Annotated in this window: 18 protein-coding genes and 1 pseudogene; 12 read left to right on the top strand and 7 right to left on the bottom strand. The window is 71.4% G+C overall.

All coding sequences use genetic code 11. The features are described 5' to 3' along the window. Window positions 1-85 precede the first annotated feature (85 nt). From whiA to uvrC, 4 genes are read right to left on the bottom strand one after another with little or no spacing between them, the layout of a single operon-like run. Window positions 86-1,075, bottom strand: a complete 990-nt coding sequence (gene whiA, locus CA983_RS03320; RefSeq protein WP_086599364.1) for a DNA-binding protein WhiA — start codon at window positions 1,073-1,075, stop codon at window positions 86-88. Further along, entirely contained in the window at window positions 1,066-2,145 is a 1,080-nt protein-coding gene (locus CA983_RS03315; protein ID WP_086599363.1) for a gluconeogenesis factor YvcK family protein, read from the bottom strand. Before CA983_RS03315 ends, whiA begins: the two co-directional genes overlap by 10 nt. Further along, complete coding sequence (rapZ, locus tag CA983_RS03310) at window positions 2,142-3,101, bottom strand: RNase adapter RapZ (protein ID WP_086599362.1); 960 nt, start codon at window positions 3,099-3,101, stop codon at window positions 2,142-2,144. Before rapZ ends, CA983_RS03315 begins: the two co-directional genes overlap by 4 nt. Further along, window positions 3,098-5,254, bottom strand: coding sequence for an excinuclease ABC subunit UvrC (gene uvrC / locus CA983_RS03305; RefSeq protein ID WP_086599361.1), 2,157 nt, complete (start codon window positions 5,252-5,254; stop codon window positions 3,098-3,100). The genes rapZ and uvrC overlap by 4 nt, the downstream gene beginning before the upstream one ends. Window positions 5,255-5,516: 262 nt before the next feature. Here uvrC and CA983_RS46590 point away from each other — a divergent pair, with 262 nt between their 5' ends. The 4 genes from CA983_RS46590 to CA983_RS03290 all read left to right on the top strand — a co-directional run bounded on the left by CA983_RS46590 (window position 5,517) and on the right by CA983_RS03290 (window position 9,064). After that, window positions 5,517-5,669 (top strand): hypothetical protein, encoded by a 153-nt coding sequence (locus CA983_RS46590; RefSeq protein ID WP_162501109.1) that lies wholly within the window; start codon window positions 5,517-5,519, stop codon window positions 5,667-5,669. Window positions 5,670-5,954: 285 nt separating this feature from the next. After that, window positions 5,955-6,902: a hypothetical protein gene (locus tag CA983_RS03300; protein ID WP_086599360.1), complete on the top strand. Its 948-nt coding sequence runs from the start codon at window positions 5,955-5,957 to the stop codon at window positions 6,900-6,902. A gap of 177 nt (window positions 6,903-7,079) precedes the next feature. After that, window positions 7,080-8,162 carry a LacI family DNA-binding transcriptional regulator gene (locus CA983_RS03295; protein WP_086599359.1) on the top strand — a complete coding sequence of 361 codons (1,083 nt, stop codon included), beginning with the start codon at window positions 7,080-7,082 and terminating at the stop codon, window positions 8,160-8,162. Next, window positions 8,159-9,064 carry a carbohydrate kinase family protein gene (locus tag CA983_RS03290; RefSeq protein WP_086599358.1) on the top strand — a complete coding sequence of 302 codons (906 nt, stop codon included), beginning with the start codon at window positions 8,159-8,161 and terminating at the stop codon, window positions 9,062-9,064. Before CA983_RS03295 ends, CA983_RS03290 begins: the two co-directional genes overlap by 4 nt. A gap of 51 nt (window positions 9,065-9,115) precedes the next feature. Here the strand turns inward: CA983_RS03290 and CA983_RS03285 are convergent, their stop codons facing one another. Further along, window positions 9,116-9,979 (bottom strand): helix-turn-helix domain-containing protein, encoded by an 864-nt coding sequence (locus tag CA983_RS03285; RefSeq protein WP_086599357.1) that lies wholly within the window; start codon window positions 9,977-9,979, stop codon window positions 9,116-9,118. Between the two features lie 101 nt (window positions 9,980-10,080). Between CA983_RS03285 and CA983_RS03280 the strand changes: the two genes are divergently transcribed. Beyond that, entirely contained in the window at window positions 10,081-10,632 is a 552-nt protein-coding gene (locus tag CA983_RS03280; RefSeq protein ID WP_086599356.1) for a YceI family protein, read from the top strand. Window positions 10,633-10,728: 96 nt separating this feature from the next. Here the strand turns inward: CA983_RS03280 and uvrA are convergent, their stop codons facing one another. After that, window positions 10,729-13,740, bottom strand: a complete 3,012-nt coding sequence (uvrA, locus tag CA983_RS03275) for an excinuclease ABC subunit UvrA (RefSeq protein WP_086599355.1) — start codon at window positions 13,738-13,740, stop codon at window positions 10,729-10,731. A gap of 223 nt (window positions 13,741-13,963) precedes the next feature. Here uvrA and CA983_RS03270 point away from each other — a divergent pair, with 223 nt between their 5' ends. From CA983_RS03270 to CA983_RS03250, 5 genes are all read left to right on the top strand, one after another. Next, window positions 13,964-14,653: a maleylpyruvate isomerase family mycothiol-dependent enzyme gene (locus CA983_RS03270; protein ID WP_086599354.1), complete on the top strand. Its 690-nt coding sequence runs from the start codon at window positions 13,964-13,966 to the stop codon at window positions 14,651-14,653. A 35-nt stretch (window positions 14,654-14,688) separates the two neighbouring features. Next, a complete protein-coding gene (locus CA983_RS03265; RefSeq protein ID WP_086599353.1) occupies window positions 14,689-15,345 on the top strand; it encodes an MBL fold metallo-hydrolase in 657 nt (218 codons plus the stop codon). A 345-nt stretch (window positions 15,346-15,690) separates the two neighbouring features. After that, window positions 15,691-16,566 carry an ABC transporter substrate-binding protein gene (locus CA983_RS03260; protein WP_086599352.1) on the top strand — a complete coding sequence of 292 codons (876 nt, stop codon included), beginning with the start codon at window positions 15,691-15,693 and terminating at the stop codon, window positions 16,564-16,566. Then, the gene (locus CA983_RS03255; protein WP_086599351.1) at window positions 16,563-17,453 is read left to right on the top strand and encodes an amino acid ABC transporter permease; all 891 of its coding nucleotides are present in this window, start codon (window positions 16,563-16,565) and stop codon (window positions 17,451-17,453) included. Before CA983_RS03260 ends, CA983_RS03255 begins: the two co-directional genes overlap by 4 nt. Next, window positions 17,450-18,202, top strand: coding sequence for an amino acid ABC transporter ATP-binding protein (locus CA983_RS03250; RefSeq protein WP_086599350.1), 753 nt, complete (start codon window positions 17,450-17,452; stop codon window positions 18,200-18,202). Before CA983_RS03255 ends, CA983_RS03250 begins: the two co-directional genes overlap by 4 nt. Before the next feature lie 31 nt (window positions 18,203-18,233). On the opposite strand, the gene aroQ is transcribed toward CA983_RS03250, so the two are convergent. Then, window positions 18,234-18,707 (bottom strand): type II 3-dehydroquinate dehydratase, encoded by a 474-nt coding sequence (gene aroQ, locus CA983_RS03245; RefSeq protein WP_086599349.1) that lies wholly within the window; start codon window positions 18,705-18,707, stop codon window positions 18,234-18,236. Between the two features lie 104 nt (window positions 18,708-18,811). On the opposite strand from aroQ, the gene CA983_RS03240 reads away from it, so the two are divergent. Further along, complete coding sequence (locus CA983_RS03240; protein WP_086599348.1) at window positions 18,812-19,858, top strand: S66 family peptidase; 1,047 nt, start codon at window positions 18,812-18,814, stop codon at window positions 19,856-19,858. Between the two features lie 61 nt (window positions 19,859-19,919). After that, window positions 19,920-20,505: pseudogene (locus tag CA983_RS03235) on the top strand (MFS transporter); the annotation flags it as partial.

Genomic DNA, 20,505 nt, shown 5'->3' with positions numbered 1-20,505 from the left:
AGTCAAGAGTGCCCCAACGACACGCGAAAGCCGGTGCCGACCACCCAAGTGGAGGCGGGCACCGGCTTCTTGACGAACTGTGGGATCAGCCTACGAGGTTGTCGGCCAGTTCCTCGGAGAGGTTGGCCTCCGTGCCCGGGATGCCGAGGTCGGAGGCGCGCTTGTCGGCCATGGCCAGCAGACGGCGGATCCGGCCGGCGACGGCGTCCTTGGTCAGCGGCGGGTCGGCGAGCGCGCCCAGCTCCTCCAGGGAGGCCTGCTTGTGATCCATGCGCAGCCGGCCGGCCGCGGCGAGGTGCTCGGGCACGTCCTCGCCGAGGATCTCCAGGGCGCGCTGGACCCGGGCTCCGGCGGCGACCGCCGCGCGGGCCGAGCGGCGCAGGTTGGCGTCGTCGAAGTTGGCGAGCCGATTCGCCGTGGCCCGAACCTCGCGGCGCATCCGGCGCTCCTCCCAGGCCAGCACCGACTCGTGGGCGCCGAGCCGGGTGAGCAGGGCGCCGATCGCGTCGCCGTCGCGGACGACGACCCGGTCCACGCCGCGCACCTCGCGGGCCTTCGCGGGGATCGACAGCCGGCGGGCGGCGCCGACCAGGGCGAGCGCGGCCTCGGGGCCCGGGCAGGTCACCTCCAGGGAGCAGGAGCGGCCGGGCTCGGTGAGCGAGCCGTGCGCCAGGAACGCGCCACGCCACGCGGCCTCGGCGTCGCAGGTGGCCCCCGAGACCACCTGCGGGGGCAGGCCGCGGATCGGGCGGCCCCGCCCGTCGACCAGGCCGGTCTGGCGGGCCAGCTGGTCACCGCCCGCGACGACGCGCACCACGTAGCGCGAGCCCCGGCGCAGTCCGCCCGGTGCCATCACGATCAGCTCCGAGCTGTGGCCGAAGATCTCCAGGATGTCCCGCTTGAGGCGGCGGGCCGCCATCGCCGTGTCCAGCTCCGCCTCGATCACGATCCGACCGCTCACCAGGTGAAGGCCGCCGGCGAACCGCAGAATGGCGGAGACCTCCGCCTTTCTGCAGCAGGTCCGGGTGACGGGGAGCCGGGAGATCTCGTCCTTCACCGCTGCCGTCATCGCCATGGGCCGATCCTTCCATGCATCCGAAAAATACGGTCGTACGCGGCGGCCAACAGCTCCGGGTCGTGCCTCGGGGTCCCGTCGGGCCGGGCCACCGGCGCCAGCTCGACCGCGGCCCCGAACCGTTTGGCGGCATCGGTCAGCAAGGCGCGGTCGGGCACGGCGGCCTCGTCGGCCAGCACCACGTCCAGGGCGAGTTTAGGGGCGTGTCGTCCCAAAACCTCCAAATGACGCTGCGGGGAGAAGCCCTCGGTTTCTCCGGGCTGCGGGGCGAGGTTCAGGGAGAGTACCCGGCGGGCCTTGGTCTGCGTGAGCGCGTCCAGCAGCTCGGGCACCAGCAGGTGCGGGATGACCGAGGAGAACCAGGAGCCGGGGCCGAGCACCACCCAGTCCGCGTCCAGCACGGCTTCGACCGCCTCGGGCACGGCCGGCGGGTCGGCCGGCACCAGGTGCACCGACTGCACCTCGCCCGGGGTGAGGGCGACGGTGGCCTGGCCGCGGACCGTGTCCACCTCGTCCGGGCGCGCCGGGTCGTGGCCCTTGACCAGGGCCTGGAGCTCCAGCGGGACGGCTGACATGGGCAGCACGCGCCCCTGCGCGCCGAGCAGCCGTCCGACCAGGTCGAGGGCCTGGACGTGGTCGCCGAGCTGTTCCCACAGGGCGACGATCAGCAGGTTGCCGACCGCGTGTTCGTGCAGGTCGCCCTTGGACTGGAAGCGGTGCTGGATCACGCGCGCCCAGGTCTGGCCCCAGTCGTCGTCGCCGCACAGCGCGGCCAGTGCCTTGCGCAGGTCGCCCGGCGGCAGCACGCCCAGCTCGTCGCGCAGCCGGCCGCTGGAGCCGCCGTCGTCGGCCACGGTGACCACGGCGGTGAGGTCGCCGGTGATCCGGCGCAGCGCGGCGAGTGAGGCGGACAGGCCCATGCCGCCGCCGAGGGCGACGACCTTGGGCTGGGTGCCCCGGCGGCGGGGTCTGCCGCCCCGGGCCTCGGCGGGCCGGCCGCCCCTTGCGTCGGTGCTGCCGTCGGGCACCACCCGGCGCAGCCGGCTCAGCCGCGGAGTACGTCGTGTCATTCGCGTCCCATGTCCCGGTGTACGACCACCGTCTCCACGCCCTCGGCGGCGAGCCGGGCGGCGAGCTTCTCCGACATGGCGACCGAGCGGTGCTTGCCGCCCGTGCAACCCACGGCGATGGTCACGTAGCGCTTGCCCTCACGGCGGTAGCCGGTGGCGATGAGCTGGAGGAGCTCCGTGTACCGGTCGAGGAACTCTTTGGCGCCGGGCTGGTTGAAGACGTACCCGGACACCTCGTCGTTGAGGCCGGTGAACGGGCGCAGCTCCGGGACCCAGTGCGGGTTCGGCAGGAACCGGCAGTCGACGACCAGGTCGGCGTCGACCGGCAGCCCGTACTTGTAGCCGAAGGACATGACCGTGGCCCGCAGCTCCGGCTCCTCCTCGCCGGCGAACTGGGCGTCCATCTTGGCGCGCAGTTCGTGCACGTTGAGGCTGGAGGTGTCGATCACCAGGTCGGCGTCGCCGCGCAGCTCGCGCAGCAGCTCCCGCTCGGCGGCGATGCCGTCGACGATCCGGCCGTCGCCCTGGAGGGGGTGCGGGCGGCGCACCGACTCGAAGCGGCGTACCAGGGCATCGTCGGAGGACTCAAGGAAGACGATCCTCCGGGTGACGTTCTTCGCCTCCAGGTCGGCCAGCGACTCGCGGAGGTTGTCGAAGAAGCGGCGGCCGCGGACGTCGACGACGACGGCGATCCGGGCCACGTTGCCCTGGGAGCGGGCGCCGAGCTCCACCATGGTGGGGATCAGCGCGGGCGGCAGGTTGTCGACGACGAACCAGCCGAGGTCCTCCAGACACTTCGCGGCCGTCGAGCGGCCCGCCCCGGACATGCCGGAGATGATCACCAGCTCGGGGATGGCCGCGTCCGGGACTCCGGCCTTGTCGTTGGGCGTGCCCGTAGTCACCTGTGCTCCGTCTCCGGCTTGCTCTTCTTGCTCGTCGTGCTCGTTCACATTCATGTCTCCTGCCCCCGTCGTTCGTCCGGGGCGCCCGTCCGCACGGGCTCCCCACCGGCACCCATGGTGCCGGGTTCCTCTTCCATGATCTCTCCAGTCGCCGTGTTGACGGCGGGTGCGGCCGGGGCCGCCTGGGCGAGGGCCACCGCGATCGTCTCGGCGGTCTTGCGGCCTATGCCGGGAACCTCGCAGATCTGGTCGATGGTGGCGGATCGCAGTTTCTTCAACGAACCGAAGTGCTTCAGGAGTGCCTGTTTGCGCGTGTCCCCGAGCCCTGGGACATCGTCCAGCGGGCTGGACCGGAAGCGCTTGGACCGCTTGGTGCGCTGGTAGGTGATCGCGAAGCGGTGGGCCTCGTCACGGACCCGCTGGAGCAGGTACAGGCCCTCGCTGGTGCGGGGCAGGACCACCGGGTCGTCGTCGCCGGGCAGCCAGACCTCCTCCAGGCGCTTGGCCAGGCCGCACACGGCGATGTCGTCGATCCCGAGGTCGTCCAGGGCCCGCCGGGCGGCCGCGACCTGCGGGGCGCCGCCGTCGACGACCACCAGCTGGGGCGGGTAGGCGAACTTCTTGGGGCGGCCGTCGTCCTCGGTGAGGCTCGTTGGGATGATCTCGCCGTTCTCTGTGGGCTCGCCGTTCTGTGTGGGCTCGCCGTTCTGTGTGGGCTCGCCGTTCGCTGTGGTTTCGCCGTTCGCTGTGGTCTCGGTGGTCTCGGTGGTCTCGGTGGTCTCGCCGTCCGCCCACTCGCCCGTCCTCTCCTTCTCGGCGAGGTAGCGGCGGAAGCGGCGGGTGATCACCTCGTGCATGGAGCGGACGTCGTCCTGTCCGGCGAAGCCCTTGATCTGGAAGCGCCGGTACTCACTCTTTCGTGCCAGGCCGTCCTCGAAGACGACCATGGAGGCCACCACGTCGTCGCCCTGGAGATGGGAGATGTCGTAGCACTCGATCCGCAGCGGGGCGCTGTCCAGGTCGAGCGCGTCGGCGATCTCCTCCAGGGCGCGCGAGCGCGTGGTCAGGTCGGAGGCGCGCTTGGTCTTGTGCAGGACGAGCGCCTGCTGGGCGTTGCGCTGCACGGTCTCCATGAGGGCCTTCTTGTCGCCGCGCTGCGGGATGCGCAGGGAGACGCCCGAGCCGCGCCGGCCGGTGAGCCACTCCTGGACGGGCTCCACCGGGTCGGGCAGGGCGGGGACCAGGACCTCCTTGGGGACGGCGTCGCCCGTCTCCTCGCCGTACAGCTGCTGGAGGGCGTGCTCCACGAGGGCGCCGGTGGTGATCTCCTCCACCTTGTCGGTGACCCAGCCGCGCTGGCCGCGCACGCGTCCGCCGCGCACGTGGAAGATCTGGACCGCCGCCTCCAGCTCGTCCTCGGCGACCGCGATCAGGTCGGCGTCGGTCGCGTCGGCGAGCACGACCGCGTTCTTCTCCATGGCCTTCTTCAGGGCCCCGATGTCGTCGCGCAGCCGGGCCGCCCGCTCGTACTCCATCTCCTCGGCCGCCTCGCCCATCTGCTTCTCCAGGCGGCGGATGTACGTGTTCGTACGGCCGGTCATGAAGTCGCAGAACTCGTCGGCCAGTTCGCGGTGCTCCTCGGCGGAGACCCGGTCCACGCAGGGGGCCGAGCACTTGTCGATGTAACCGAGGAGGCAGGGGCGGCCCGTGCGGGCGGCGTTCTTGAAGACGCCGGCCGAGCAGGTGCGCACGGGGAAGACGCGCAGCAGCAGGTCGACGGTGTCGCGGATCGCCCACGCGTGCGCGTACGGCCCGAAGTAGCGGACGCCCTTCTTCTTGTGACCGCGCATCACCTGCACGCGCGGGTACTCCTCGTTCATCGTCACCGCGAGGTACGGGTAGCTCTTGTCGTCGCGGTACTTGACGTTGAACCGGGGGTCGTACTCCTTGATCCACGAGTACTCCAGCTGGAGGGCCTCGACCTCCGTGGACACCACCGTCCACTCCACGGACGCGGCCGTGGTGACCATGGAGCGGGTGCGCGGGTGGAGGCCCGCCAGGTCCTGGAAGTAGTTCGCCAGGCGCTGGCGCAGGCTTTTCGCCTTTCCGACGTAGATCACCCGGCGGTGTTCGTCGCGGAACCTGTAGACCCCCGGCGAGTCGGGGATCTCACCCGGTTTGGGGCGGTAGCTGGAGGGGTCGGCCATGTCTCACACCCTACTGGCGAGCACCGACAGTCCGACGGGACGGCGGGGGACGATCACGGGCTCGGCGAGGGGGCAGTTTCCCATGGCATGCCCCGCCCGGGGTTACGGCACCCCGGGAGCGGGAATGCAGGCTTCCCATGGGGACACGGCGACGTCCGTCGGGCGGAGACCGTGTCGGTGCGGGCACAGATTGTCGGTGCGGACCGGCCGTTTCGGTGGAAACGGGCGGGCCACGGGTCGGAGGGCTGCGCAGATGAAGCGGATGCGGATCGAGAAAACCCGGCGGGCCGTCCGTGCCCGCCGGTACGCGGACGAGCCGTTCGCGCTGCACGACGCCCTCGACCCGCGCGACCCCGACATAGTGCGGGCCAAGCGCCTGGCCGTCGAGGAACGGGGCGGAAGCGACCGCTCCTAGACGGAGGGCCGGCCTCGGCGGAGGCCGGGTGCGCCGGCAGCGGAGAACGCCCGGGGTGTCTACGCCCCGGGCGTTCGCATGTCCGGATCGGCCCGGCCTGGAGTACGTCACTGTCCGGCATCAGGTGTTGTCGGGACCAGGTCAACACGCTTCAATGCGGGGGAACTCGGGGCCCTGAACGACGGCGTACGGATGTGAAGACCTCCCCTGCGCCGGCGGGACGGTCCCGGGCGGCCCGCGCGAACGGTCTGACCAGCCGTCGCCGACTCACAGAGAGGCCCCTGCATGCCGCACGCCCCACAGCACGCGGACGTCGCCACCGCGGAACTGGACTCGGTTCTGCGAGGCGGCCCCTTCCACGTCGCCCTGCGTGCCGCGATAGCCGCCCGCGGGCTGCCGCTGCAACGCGTGCAGCACCATCTTTCCCGCCACGGGGTGAAGGTCGGCGTGACGAGCCTGAGTTACTGGCAGCAGGGGGCCAGGCGCCCGCAGCGCCCCGAGTCGCTGCGGGCCGTGCGCGCGCTGGAGGAGATCCTGGAGCTCCCCGAGGAGTCGCTGATCCGGCTGCTCGCCGAGTCCGGCGAAGGCGCGTCCGGGCAGCGGTCCGCGGCCCGCTCCTACCGCTCCCTCGTCGAGGCCTCCGGGGTCCTGGACCAATTGCTTGCCGGGCTGGACTGCCCGCCGGACGGCGGTCTGCACACCCTCGGCCACCACGAGCGGCTGCGGATAGGAGCCCGGCGCGAGCTGGCCGAGCGGGAGTCGCACCACATCGTGCGCGCCCACCGTGACGGTGTCGACCGCTTCGTGGCCGTCCACCACGGCGACCGGGGGGCCGTACCGGAGCGCATGAGGGTGCACGCGCTGGAGAACTGCCGTACAGGACGCGTCCGTTGGCATGACGACACGGGTCTGCTCGCGGCCGAGCTGCTCTTCGACACCCGGCTGCGGGCGGGCGACACGTTCCTGTTCCGCTTCGGCGTCGAGGACGGCACGGCGGGTGTGTCACACGAGTACCTCCGCGGCTTCGACTCCCCCGGCGGCCAGTACGCGCTCCAGGTGTGCTTCGACGCGGCGGCCCTGCCCGTGCGCTGCCACCGTTTCGCCCAGCACTCGGCGGTCGCCCCGCGCACCGGCTGCCAGGACCTGGCACTGAGCGGACGGCACCGGTCGGTGCACCTGGTCGAGCCGCGGGTGCGGACCGGGTTCCTGGGGATCGGCTGGGACTGGGAGTAACGCGAACATCGCCTCGCCCGCCGCCGGAGCGTCGGCGGGACCGTTTCCGGCTCGTGGCCGCGGTGGGACGTAAACGCTTGCGCAAGCGTTTACGTCCGGCATCGGATGCGATACCGTCCCGGCCGTGGGGCGTCGGACGGCGCACCGGAAGACGGACGGGAAGGCGGAGGGAACGCCATGGCGACCATGGCCGATGTCGCACGGAGCGCCGGTGTCTCCGTGGCGACCGTCTCGCACGTCCTGAACGGCACCCGGCCGGTGCTGCCGCACACCCGCCAGGCGGTCCTGGACGCCGTGGAGGAGCTGGGCTACACCACGAACACGCTGGCGCGCTCCCTGGTGACCGCCCGCACCCGGTCCATCGGGCTGGCGGTGTCGGCGATCAGCAACCCGTACTTCACGGAGATCCTCCAGGGCGTCGAGGCGGCAGCCCTGGAGCACGGCTACAGCCTCCTGATCGCCGATCCGCACGACGACCCGGAGCACGAGCGCAAGGTCGTCCAGCTGCTGCACGAACGCCGGGTGGACGGCATGATCGTCGCGCCCTCCGCGGATCCGCGCGGACTGCTCGCCTACCTGGGGCGGCACGACGTACCGGCCGTGTTCCTCGACCGGCTCGTGGACGCCCCGGACGGCGGATCGCGCTTCGACCAGGTCTGCGCCGACAACGCCGAACCGACGTCCCGGCTGGTCACCCACCTCGCCGGTCTCGGTCACCGGCGGATCGGGCTGGTGGCGGGACGGCCGGGGCTCAGCACCACGAGCGAGCGGATCACCGGCTACCGGACCGGCCTCGCGTTCGCGGGGCTGCCGTACGACGAACGGCTCCTGGTGCACGGCGACTCGGAGTCGGCCGGCGCCGAACAGGCCACCGCCGCCCTGCTGTCCCTCGCCGTGCCGCCCACCGCGCTGGTCGCCGGCAACAACGCGATGACCATCGGAGCGCTGCGGGGGCTGCGCGCACAGGGGCTGTCCGTGCCCGGCGACATCGCGCTGTGCTGCTTCGACGACTTCGCCTGGGCGGACCTGTTCTCGCCCCGGCTCACCGCCGTCGCGCAGCCCAGCAGGGACATCGGCGCCCGGGCCGTACGCGTGCTCCTGGAACGTCTCGCCGAGCCGGACCGGCCCGCCCGGACCGTGCGGCTCCCCTGCACCTTCGTCCACCGCACGTCGTGCGGCTGCCCCGAGGAGCCGGGGCAGTCCGTGCGGCTCGAGCAGCCTGAGCAGTCCGCGCAGTCCGAGAGAGGAACCGTCGCATGATCGTCGTCGCCGGTGAGGCACTGATCGACCTGGTACCGCGGGGCACGGGTGCCCTGGCGGCACTCCAGCCGGCGCTCGGCGGCGGCCCGTACAACACGGCGGTGGCGCTGGGCCGTCTCGGCTCCCCCGCCGCCTTCTGCTCCCGGGTGTCGTACGACGCCTTCGGGGAGGCCCTGCTGGACCGGCTGCGGGAGACCGGGGTGGACGTCTCGTCGGTGCAGCGCGGCGCCGAGCCCACGACCCTGGCCGTCGCCACGGTCGGCGCGGACGGCTCGGCGGCGTACTCCTTCTACGTCGACGGGTCGGCGGACCGGCTGTTCACGGCGCCCGCCGCGCTGCCGCCCGGCACCCGGGCCGTCTCCTTCGGGACCTGCTCGCTGGTGCTGGAGCCGGGGGCGAGCGCCTATGAGGAGCTGATGCGTGCGGCGGCCGCGCAGGGCGTCTTCACCGCGCTGGACCCGAACGTCAGGGCCGGGCTGATCCCGGACGCGGACGCCTATCGGGCGCGGTTCAAGAGCTGGCTGCCGTCGGTGTCGCTGCTGAAGCTGTCCGAGGAGGACGCCCAGTGGCTCGGCGGCACGCCCCAGGAGTGGCTGGCGGCTGGCCCGGCGGCGGTCGTGATCACCCGGGGCAGCGACGGGCTGACCGCCTTCACCGCCGGCGGCGAGTACTCGGTCCCGGGCGAGCGGGTGGAGGTCGTGGACACGATCGGCGCGGGCGACACGGTGAACGCGGCGCTGCTGCACGGGCTCGCGGCACGTGACGCGCTCAGTGCGCGGGCGCTGGCCGCGCTGGGGCCCGACGGCTGGACGGGGCTGCTGGGCTTCGCGGCCCGTGCGGCGGCGGTCACCTGTTCCCGGGCCGGTGCGGAACCGCCGTACGCGCACGAGCTGAAGGGCTGACGCCTCCCGCGATCAGGGCGGACGACGGGGAACGCGCCCCGTGCGCGTCGCTCAGCCGGCCTCCCCCACGGCCCGCAGCGCGCCGGGGCGACGGCCGTTGAGGCGGTCCAGGGCGGTGGCCGTGGCGTCGTCCGCGGGCAAGTACACCATCACGCGCTGGCCTTCGTCGGGCAGCGCGAGCGTCTCGTGCAGCAGTCGCAGCGATCCGGCCTCCGGGTGCTCGATGTGCTGGGAGCCCGTCCGCCGCGGTGCCGCGGCCAGGTCGGCGAACCGGTCGGCGAAGTCCGCCCCGGCCGTCACCGTCAGCTCGTCGGCCAGCTCGGCGAGGTGCGGGTCCCGCAAGGGGACGCCGTGCCGGAGCCGGGCGACGAGGTCGTCGGCCACCCGGTCCCAGTCGCGGTAGGCGCCGCGGGCCCGCTCGTCGGTGAACAGGTACCGCAGCAGGTTGGGGCGCTCGTCATCGAGCAGGCCGAGGGGGCCGACCAGGCGTTCGTAACCGGCCGTGTGGGCGAGGACGTCGCCGATCCAGTTGACCACCAGTGCGGGAGCCGGTTCCAGGTGGTCCAGCACGGCCCGTACGGTGGGGCGCGCCGTGTGGCTGAGCGACGGGGCCGCCGCGCAGATCAGCGGGTCGCCGCCGTCGGCCTCCTTGGTCAGGCGGCGCAGCAGCATCCGGTCGGCCAGAGACAGGTTCAGGGCGTCGGCGAGGGCGCCGAGCACCTGGGCCGAGGGGTTGCGGTCACGTCCCTGTTCCAGCCGGGTGAGGTACTCGACGCTGATGTCCGCGAGGGTGGCCAGCTCGGCGCGCCGCAGGCCCGGGGTGCGGCGCCGGGGGCCGGCGGGCAAGCCCGCCTCGGCCGGGGTGACGGCTTCGCGCCAGGTGCGCAGGAACGTGCCCAACTCGTTGTCGCTCACCCGCCGAACGTACAGCGCCCGCGGGCGCGGAGGGTGGCCCCGTCACTACCAGGCTCGGGCCGGTCTCCCTCAGGGCGCGCGCGGCCTTCAGGGTGGAGGGCATGACGAATGACACCGCCACCACCGCCCTGCCGCTGGCCCCGGGCCACTGGGCCCTCGACCCGTTCCACTCCTCCGTGAACTTCACCGTCCGTCACCTGGGCATCGCCAAGGTGCGGGGGCGCTTCGAGCGGTTGGAGGCCGAACTGTTCGTCGGGGAACGCGTCGAGGACGTGCGGGTCTCCGCGACCGTCGATCTGGCCTCGATCGACACCGGCAACGCCGACCGGGACGCGCATGTACGCGCCTCCGACCTGCTCGACGTCGAGAAGCGCCCGACGATGACGTACCGCTCGACGCGGGTGTCCGGGGAGGGGGAGGACTGGACGATGGAGGGCGAGCTGACCATCGGCGAGGTGACCCGCCCGGTGACGCTCGCCGTGGAGTTCGGCGGGCTGGTCGACGTGCCCATGGACGGCAGCCGGCATGCCGGGTTCGAGGCGACGGGCGAGATCCGGCGCGGCGAGTTCGGGCTCGACTTCGCCCCCGGTCTGCTCGGGGACGTGGTGAAGATCCAGCTCGACATGCAGTTCGTGGAGCCGAAGAACGCCTGACCGCACCACGACGCGCCGTGCCCCACAGGGAGTTCCTGTGGGGCACGGCGCGTCTGCGGGAGCCGTCAGCCCTTGGCCGGTCAGCCCTTGTGTCGGTCAGCCCCTGGTCGTCCGCGTCGTCTTCTTCGCCGCGGCCTTCGTGGACTTCGCGGCTGTCTTCTTGGCCGCGGTGCTGTTGACCGTCCTGGTCGCCCTGGTCTGGGCCGGGACCGTCTTCTTCGCCGCCGTCCTGCGCGGGGCCTTCACCGAGGACGCGTCGCTGATCCGGTCGGCGCCGAGGACCTCGCGCAGGAACTTGCCGGTGTGGCTGGCCGGGACCGCGGCGACCTCCTCGGGCGTGCCCTCGGCGACGACCAGGCCGCCGCCGGCGCCGCCTTCGGGGCCCATGTCGACGACCCAGTCGGCGGTCTTGATCACGTCGAGGTTGTGCTCGATGACGATGACCGTGTTGCCCTTGTCGACCAGTCCGGACAGGACCGTCAGCAGCTTGCTGATGTCCTCGAAGTGCAGACCGGTGGTCGGCTCGTCCAGGACGTAGACCGTGCGGCCGGTGGAGCGGCGCTGGAGCTCGCTGGCGAGCTTGACGCGCTGGGCCTCACCGCCGGACAGGGTGGTCGCGGACTGGCCGAGCCGGACGTAGCCGAGGCCTACGTCCTTGAGGGTCTTCATGTGGCGGGAGATCGCGGGGACCGCCTCGAAGAACTCCGTGGCCTCCTCGATCGGCATGTTCAGGACGTCGGCGATGGACTTGCCCTTGTAGTGGACCTCCAGGGTCTCCCGGTTGTACCGGGCGCCGTGGCAGACCTCGCACGGGACGTAGACGTCCGGGAGGAAGTTCATCTCGATCTTGATGGTGCCGTCGCCCGCACAGTTCTCGCAGCGTCCGCCCTTGACGTTGAAGGAGAAGCGGCCCGGCATGTAGCCGCGGACCTTCGCCTCGGTGGTCTCGGCGAACAGCTTGCGGATGTGGTCGAAGACGCCGGTGTACGTGGCCGGGTTGGAGCGCGGGGTGCGGCCGATGGGCGACTGGTCGACGTGCACGACCTTGTCGACGAGGTCGTCGCCGTCCACGCGCGTGTGCCGCCCGGGTACGTTCCTCGCGCCGTTCAGTTCGCGGGCCAGGTGTGTGTACAGGATGTCGTTGACCAGGGTCGACTTGCCGGAGCCGGACACGCCGGTGACGGCGGTGAACACGCCCAGCGGGAACGAGACGTCGATGTCCTGGAGGTTGTTCTCCCGGGCGCCGTGCACCGTGAGCTGCCGGGACGGGTCGACCGGGCGCCGGATGTCGGGCAGCGGGATGGCCTTCTTGCCGGACAGGTACTGACCGGTCTGCGACTCGGCGTTGGCGAGCAGCTCCTTCAGGGAGCCGCTGTGCACGACCTTGCCGCCGTGCTCACCGGCGCCGGGGCCGATGTCGACGATCCAGTCGGCGGTCTTGATGGTGTCCTCGTCGTGCTCGACGACGATGAGCGTGTTGCCCATGTCGCGCAGCCGGACCAGGGTCTCGATCAGCCGGTGGTTGTCGCGCTGGTGCAGGCCGATGGACGGCTCGTCGAGCACGTACAGCACGCCGACGAGGCCGGAGCCGATCTGGGTGGCCAGGCGGATGCGCTGGGCCTCGCCGCCGGAGAGGGTGCCGGCCGCGCGGTTCAGCGAGAGGTAGTCCAGGCCCACGTCGACGAGGAACCGCAGCCGCTCGTTGACCTCCTTCAGGACGCGCTCGGCGATCTTCTTGTCGCGGGCGCTGAGCTTCAGCTCCCTGAGGAAGTCCGCGCAGTCGCTGATCGACATCGCGGAGACCTCCGCGATGGACTTGTCCATGATCGTGACGGCGAGGACGATCGGCTTCAGGCGCGTGCCCTCACAGGTCGGGCAGGGCACCTCGCGCATGTAGCCCTCGAAGCGCTCACGGCTGGCGTCGCTCTCGGCCTCGCTGTGCCTGCGCTTGACGAACGGGACGGCGCCCTCGAAGGCCGTGGTGTACCGGCGCTCGCGCCCGTAGCGGTTGCGGTAGCGGACCTCGACCTGGGTCTTGTGGCCGTGGAGGAGGGCCTTCTTGGCACGCTGCGGGAGGCCCCCGAAGGGGATGTCCGTCCGGAAGCCCAGGGCGTCGGCGAGTGCGCCGATCAGGCGGCCGAAGTAGTCCTTGGTGTGGCCGTGCGACCAGGGGTGGATGGCACCCTCGTCGAGGCTCTTGTCCGGGTCCGGGACGATGAGCTCCGCGTCGACCTCCATGCGCGTGCCGATGCCGGAGCAGTCCGGGCAGGCGCCGAAGGGCGAGTTGAAGGAGAAGGAGCGCGGCTCCAGCTCCTCGAAGGACAGGTCGTCGTACGCGCAGTACAGATGCTCCGAGTACATGCGCTCGCGCTCGGGGTCGCCCTCGGGGAGGTCGACGAAGTCGAGCACGACCATGCCGCCGGACAGGCCGAGGGCGGTCTCGACGGAGTCGGTGAGACGGCGCTTGGCGCCTTCCTTGACCGTGAGGCGGTCGACGACCACCTCGATGGTGTGCTTCTCCTGCTTCTTCAGCGTGGGCGGGTTCGACAGCTGGATGGTCTCGCCGTCCACCCGCGCGCGGGAGTAGCCCTTGGTCTGGAGGTCGGCGAAGAGGTCGACGAACTCGCCCTTGCGCTCGCGCACCAGCGGCGACAGCACCTGGAAGCGGCTGCCCTCGGGCAGCTCCAGGACCTTGTCGACGATGGCCTGCGGCGACTGGCGCGAGATCGGGCGGCCGCACTCGGGGCAGTGCGGCTTGCCGATGCGTGCGAAGAGCAGACGCAGGTAGTCGTAGACCTCGGTGATGGTGCCGACCGTGGAGCGCGGGTTGCGCGAGGTCGACTTCTGGTCGATGGAGACGGCCGGGGACAGGCCCTCGATGAAGTCGACGTCCGGCTTGTCCATCTGGCCGAGGAACTGCCGGGCGTACGAGGAGAGCGACTCCACGTAGCGCCGCTGTCCCTCGGCGAAGATGGTGTCGAAGGCCAGCGAGGACTTGCCCGACCCCGACAGGCCCGTGAAGACGATGAGCGAGTCGCGCGGGAGGTCGAGCGAGACGTTCTTGAGATTGTGCTCGCGCGCTCCACGAACGATGAGACGGTCGGCCACGCCGGTCCGCACCTTTCTTGAGAGAAGTGACAGGGGCGGGGCCCCCGTGCTTTCTCAGACTAGAGGGAGCCACTGACAACGCCGGTCGGATTCACGGGTTGCCAACAAACCCCGGCTTTCCAGCATGCCCGACGTCACGCCCGACCATATAGCACGTGCTTTCGATTACCGGCACTGGTTCACCACCTTCACCCGAAGGTGTGGCGGGATTAGGGTCAGCACCATGATTGATCACGGTCATGACCTGGCGTGTGTACATGCCGCTACGAAACGGCTGCTCATCGCAGTCGGCAAACTGGACAACGTCTCTGTGACGCAGCCGTCACGGCTTCCCGGCTGGACCCGTGGCCACGTGCTGGCCCACCTCGCCCGCAACGCCGACGCCCTCGTGAACGTCCTGGAAGGCCGGCCCATGTATGTCTCCGGCGAGGCCCGGGACGCCGACATCGAGCGGGACGCCCCGCGCCCCCTCGACGTCCAGCTCGCCGACCTGCGCGAGAGCGCGGCCCGGTTCCAGGAGGCCGGGGCCGCTCCCGCGGACTGGTCGCGCACGGTGGAGCTGCGCAACGGGGTCACGGACTCCGCGTCGCGGGTGCCGTTCCGGCGGTGGGTGGAGGTGGAGCTGCACCATGTGGACCTGGGGATCGGGTACGAGCTGGAGGATCTGCCGGCGGAGTTCACCGAGCGGGAGATCGCCTTCTTGGCCGACCGGTTCGCCGGCCGTCCCGACGTACCGCCCACGCGCCTCACGGACGGCACGCGCGCGTGGAGCACGGGACGGGAGACGGACGACGGGCCCGAGGTGACCGTCACCGGTTCCCCGGCGGACCTGCTGGGCTGGCTCGCCGGCCGCCGCACCGGAGCCGCGCTGACGGTGGACGGCGGCCCGCTTCCCGTGCTGCCCCCGCTGTAGGGCCCGGGCCACTCCCCCGCTATAGGCTGGCGGACATGACGTACAGCGGACAGGTGACGGTCGGCGGGCCTGCCGACGTGCACGAGCTCAAGGACCTGATGATCACCAAGATCGCGGTCGGTCCCATGAACAACAACGCCTATCTGCTGCGCTGCCGGGCCACGGACGAGCAGTTGCTGATCGACGCCGCGAACGAGGCGCAGACACTGCTCGGCATGATCGGTGACGACGGCATCGCGTCCGTCGTCACGACCCACCAGCACGGCGATCACTGGCAGGCCCTCGCCGAGGTCGTGGCGGCCACCGGCGCCCGCACGTACGCGGGCCGGGAGGACGCCGACGGCATCCCGGTGCGGACCGACGTGCTGGTCGACGACGGCGACACCATCCGGGTGGGGCGCGTGGAGCTCACCGCGCGCCACCTGGTCGGGCACACGCCCGGTTCGATCGCCCTCGTCTACGACGACCCGCACGGGCACCCCCATGTGTTCACCGGGGACTGCCTCTTCCCCGGCGGTGTGGGCAACACCCACAAGGACCCCAAGGCGTTCGCCAGCCTCATCCACGATGTGGAGACCAAGATCTTCGACGTGCTCCCGGACGAGACATGGGTCTACCCGGGACACGGCAACGACACGACGCTGGGCGCGGAACGCCCGCATCTGCCGGAGTGGCACGCGCGCGGGTGGTGAGGGGCCGCGCGGGGCGCACGCGCGGGGCCGCTCACGGCGCATGCGTGTGGAGCAGTGGGCCGCGTACGCGCCCCGTGTGAATCGTTCGCACACGCCGGTGTCGTACGTACGCTCCCCCTGCACGTAGTTGCGCAGTCAACTGGTAGCAGCCCCGCGCAGGATGACAGCTCCTGGGCGGACGGGCCGCCGGTCTGTCGATCCCCGCCCTCGACCGGCGGCCCCGGCGACCGCCGAACTCGACGCGGGTCAGGGAGTGTTCACAAGAACGCAACACCCGCTCCCACGATGTGAGCACGTTCCGTCGTGACCTCGACAAACGGGACCGGCGGCTGCCAATCTCGCGCCATGCATCCTGCCCCGCGTGCCCTGCGCCGCGCCGCCGCCGTCACCGCCGCCTTGCTCGCCACCGCCGTCGGCTGTGCGCCGCAGCCGGAGGAGCCGGCGGGCGGCACGTCCTCGGCCGGAAAGACGTGCGAGAAGGGCAAGTTGGCCACCTGGACCGCGGACAAGCTGACGATCGCCACCGACGAACCCGCCTACGAGCCGTGGTTCAAGGACGACGACCCAGCGAGCGGCAAGGGCTTCGAGTCGGCGGTCGCGTACGCCGTCGCCCGGCATCTCGGCTATGGCAAGGACAAGGTCGTCTGGCAGACCGTCCCGTTCAACAAGGCCTTCGCGCCCGGCGAGAAGAGCTTCGACTTCGACATCAACCAGGTGTCCATCAGCGACGAGCGCAAGAAGGCCGTGGACTTCTCGTCCGGCTACTACGACGTGCGCCAGGCCGTCGTCGCCCTGAAGGGCTCCAAGGCGGCGAAGGTGAAGAGCGTCGCGGACCTCAAGGACGTGAAGCTGGGCGCCCAGGTCGGCACCACCAGCCTCGACTACATCGACGACGTGGTGCGGCCCACGCGGGCGGCCGCCGTGTTCGCCAAGAACGACCAGGCCAAGTCCGCGCTGAAGAACGGCCAGGTCGACGCCATCGTCGTGGACCTGCCGACCGCCTTCTACATCACCGGGGCCGAGATCACGGACGCGACGATCGTCGGCCAGTTCGAGAACCAGGGCGGTACGCCGGAACAGTTCGGTCTCGTCCTCGACAAGGGCAGCGCGCTCACCTCCTGCGTGTCACGGGCCGTGGACGCGCTGCGCGAGGACGGCACGCTGGCGAGGATCGAGAAGCAGTGGCTGTCGGACGCCGTCGACGCTCCGGTGCTCAAGTGACGGTGAAGGAGGAGCTCACCGAGGGCTCCGGCGAGCACGACGGTTATGTCCCGTCGCAGCGGCGTCTGGACCGTGAGCGCTACAAGCGCGCCCGCGCCCGGCGCGCCACGGCGATCGGCGCGCTCTCGACCCTCGTCACGGGAGCCGTCGTCTACCTGGTCGTCGTCAACGCACCCGGGTGGCCGCGCACCAAGGAGACCTTCTTCGACTGGGGGTACGCGCGGGAGGCGTTCCCGAAGGTCCTCGAAGGGCTGTGGCTGAACGTCCGGCTGCTGCTGGTCTGCGGGGCCGCCGTGCTCGTCCTCGGCATGCTGATCGCCGTGGCCCGTACGCTGCGCGGCCCGGTGTTCTTCCCCCTGCGCGTCCTGGCCGCCGCGTACACCGACTTCTTCCGGGGGCTGCCGCTGATCATCAACCTGATGATCGTGGTCCTCGGCGTGCCGGCACTACGGCTCCAAGGGGTGACCGTCGACCCGGTGGTCCTCGGCGGCACCGCGCTCACCCTGACGTACTCGGCGTACGTCGCCGAGGTCTTCCGGGCCGGCATCGAGTCCGTGCACCCCTCGCAGCGCGCCGCGGCCCGCTCGCTCGGACTCGGCAACCGGCAGGCGCTGCGGTACGTGGTGCTGCCCCAGGCGGTGCGCCGACAGGTGCCGCCGCTGCTGAACGACCTGGTCTCGCTCCAGAAGGACACCGGGCTGGTCTCGATCGGCGGTGCGGTGGACGCCGTACGGGCCGCCGACATCATCGTGGGCCGCAGCCTCAATTACACGCCGTACATCGTCGCGGGTCTGGTCTTCGTCGCGCTGACGATTCCGATGACCCGCTTCACGGACTGGGTGACGGCACGGATGGACCGCCGGCGGGCCCAGGGAGGAACCACATGAGCGACGCGCCCGTGCTGCGCATGGAGTCCGTCCGCAAGTCCTTCGGCGGTTCGGTCGTCCTGCGGGACGTCGACCTGGAGGTCGCCCCGCACACGGTCACCGCGCTGATCGGCGCATCCGGATCCGGCAAGTCCACGCTGCTGCGGTGCGCGAACCTGCTGGAGGAGATCGACGACGGGGCGATCTGGCTGGACGACGAGGAGATCACCGACCCACGCGTCGACCAGGACGCCGTACGCCGCCGGATCGGCGTGGTCTTCCAGGCCTACAACCTCTTCCCGCACCTGACGGTCCTGGAGAACATCACGCTCGCGCCGCGCCGCGTGCACGGTGTGCCGCGAGCCGAGGCCGAGGCACGCGCGCGTGAACTGCTGGAGCGGCTCGGGCTCGGCGGGAAGGCGGGCGAGTACCCGGACCGGCTGAGCGGCGGCCAGCAGCAGCGGGCGGCGATCGTCCGTGCCCTGGCCGTACGGCCCCGGCTGCTGCTGCTCGACGAGATCACCGCCGCCCTCGATCCCGAGCTGGTGGGCGAGGTCCTCACCGTCGTCCGCGGCCTGAAGGACGAGGGCATGACCATGGTGCTCGCCACGCACGAGATGGGCTTCGCGCGGGAGGTCGCCGACCAGGTGTGTTTCCTGGAGGGCGGTGTGGTGCTGGAACGCGGCACCGCCGAGCAGGTCTTCGGGGAACCACGGCAGGAACGCACGCGGCGCTTTCTGCGGCGGATCGTGCAGGCGGGGCGGTTGTAGCCGACCGTTGTAGCGGGGCGTTCGAGAAGGATCAGGCGTCGGCGTGCCCCGCCCCGGCCAGCGCCGCGACCCGCTCCACGCCGAACACGTACCCCTGCACGCCGCAGCCCGCGATGACCCCGTCGGCGCGCAGCGAGACGTAGGAGTGGTGCCGGAACGACTCACGCTTGTGGATGTTGGAGATGTGGACTTCCAACACTGGCATGCCGTCACAGGTGTTGAGGGCGTCCAGGATGGCGACGGAGGTGTGCGAGTAGGCCCCCGGATTGATCACGATGCCGCAGTGGTTCAGCCGCGCCTCGTGGATCCAGTCCACGAGTTCGCCCTCGTGGTTGGACTGGCGGAAGTCGACCGTGCCGCCGTGCGCGGCCGCCGCCTTGGCGCACAGGGCCTCGACGTCGGCGAGGGTGTCGGAGCCGTAGATCTCCGGCTGACGCTGGCCGAGCAGGTTCAGGTTGGGGCCGTTGAGGATCATGATCGGGGCGTTGGCCAGGGTGCGGGGCACGGTTCCTCCGGTCCGTTCGGGGTCGGGCGGCCCGTGGCGGACCGCTGCTCGGACCCGGTTTATCACGGTGCGCCGACAGCCCGCCGGGCCGTAGCCTCCCCGGCATGACGAGCCTCTCCTACCCGCCCAAGCCGTCCCCCGGTGACAGCATCGGCGTGCTCTCACCCTCCTCCGGCCTGCCGGGGCTCTTCCCGCGCCCCTACGAGCTGGGCCTGGAGCGGCTGCGCAAGGAGTACGGGCTGGAGCCGGTCGAGTATCCGGCGACCCGCAGGATGGGCTCCACGCCCCAGGAGCGGGCCGTCGACATCCATGCGGCCTTCGCCGACCCGGACATCAAGGCGGTCATCGCGTCGATCGGCGGGGGCGACCAGATCACCGTGCTGCCGCTGCTGGACCGGGAGTTGATCCGGGCGAATCCGAAGCCGTTCTTCGGGATGAGCGACAACACGAACCTGCTCGCCTACCTCCGCAACAGCGGCATCGTCGCCTTTCACGGGGCGAGTGTGATGTGCGAGCTGGGCCGCCCGGGGGCCATGCATCCCGAGACCGCCGAGTCCCTGCGCGCGGCCCTGTTCACCTCCGGCCCGTACGAGCTGCGGCCCGCCGAGCGGTGGCGTGACATCGACCGGGACTGGGCGGACCCGGCGACCTTCGACGCGGAGCCGGAGACCCGGCCCGGGACCGGCTGGACGTGGATCAACGCCGACCGGGTGGTCGAGGGCCGCAGTTGGGGCGGCTGCCTGGAGATCATCGGCTGGCTGCTGATGGCTGACCGCGAGATCGCGCACGACCTGTCCGAGTACGACGGAGGCGTGCTGCTCCTGGAGACCTCGGAGGAGATGCCGAGCGCCACGGAGGTCTTCCGCACCCTGCGCAACATGGGTGAACGCGGGCTGCTCCAGCGCTTCTCGGCCCTCCTCATGGGCCGCCCGAAGACCTGGTCCTTCGAGCACCCCAACAGCCCCGAGGAGGCCGCTCGTCACGCGTCCGACCAGCGTCAGGCCGTCCTGAGCGCCATGCGGGCCTACGCCCCTGACGTCACGATCGTCTTCGACGTGGACTTCGGGCACACCGATCCACAGTTGGTGATCCCGTACGGCGGCACCGTGCGCGTGGACGGACCGGCCCGGCGCATCACGGTCACCTACTGAGTGCCCCGGGGCCTCCGCGCGCCCCCCGTAACCGGCTGTCACTGTGGGTAGTTCACGCGGCATGCACGACGTACGCACTGTAAAGGCCCCGTCCATGCCGCGCCTCGCGGCCGCCTCGCTCGCCGGCACGGCCATCGAGTTCTACGACTTCTTCGTCTACGGCACTGCGGCGGCCCTGATCCTGGGGCCGCTGTTCTTCCCGACCTTCTCGCCGGTGGCGGGAACACTGGCCGCCTTCGCCACCTTCGGCGTGGGCTTCCTCGCGCGGCCGCTGGGGTCGGTGCTGTTCGGGCACATCGGGGACCGGCGGGGGCGGCGGCCGGTCCTCGTCGCCTCCCTGCTGCTGACCGGTGCCGCCACGGTCGCGGTCGGCTGCGTGCCGACGTACGAGACGATCGGCGTGGCCGCTCCCCTGCTGCTCCTGGTGCTGCGTTTCCTCCAGGGGCTGGGGCTCGGCGGGGAGTGGGGCGGGGCGGTGCTGCTGACGGTGGAGCACGCGCCCGCCGGGCGGCGCGGGCTGTGGTCGAGCTTCCCGCAGGTCGGGCCCGCGCTGGGGTTCCTGCTCGCCAACGGTGTGGTGCTGGGGCTGTCGGCGACGCTGTCCGAGGCCAGTTCGCCTCGTGGGGGTGGCGGGTGCCGTTCTGGGC

It is taken from the genome of Streptomyces swartbergensis (assembly GCF_002148965.1).
Taxonomy (GTDB): Bacteria; Actinomycetota; Actinomycetes; order Streptomycetales; family Streptomycetaceae; genus Streptomyces; species Streptomyces swartbergensis.
The sequence above is the reverse complement of the archived record's forward strand: the minus strand, read 5'-3'. Positions and strand labels throughout refer to the sequence as shown.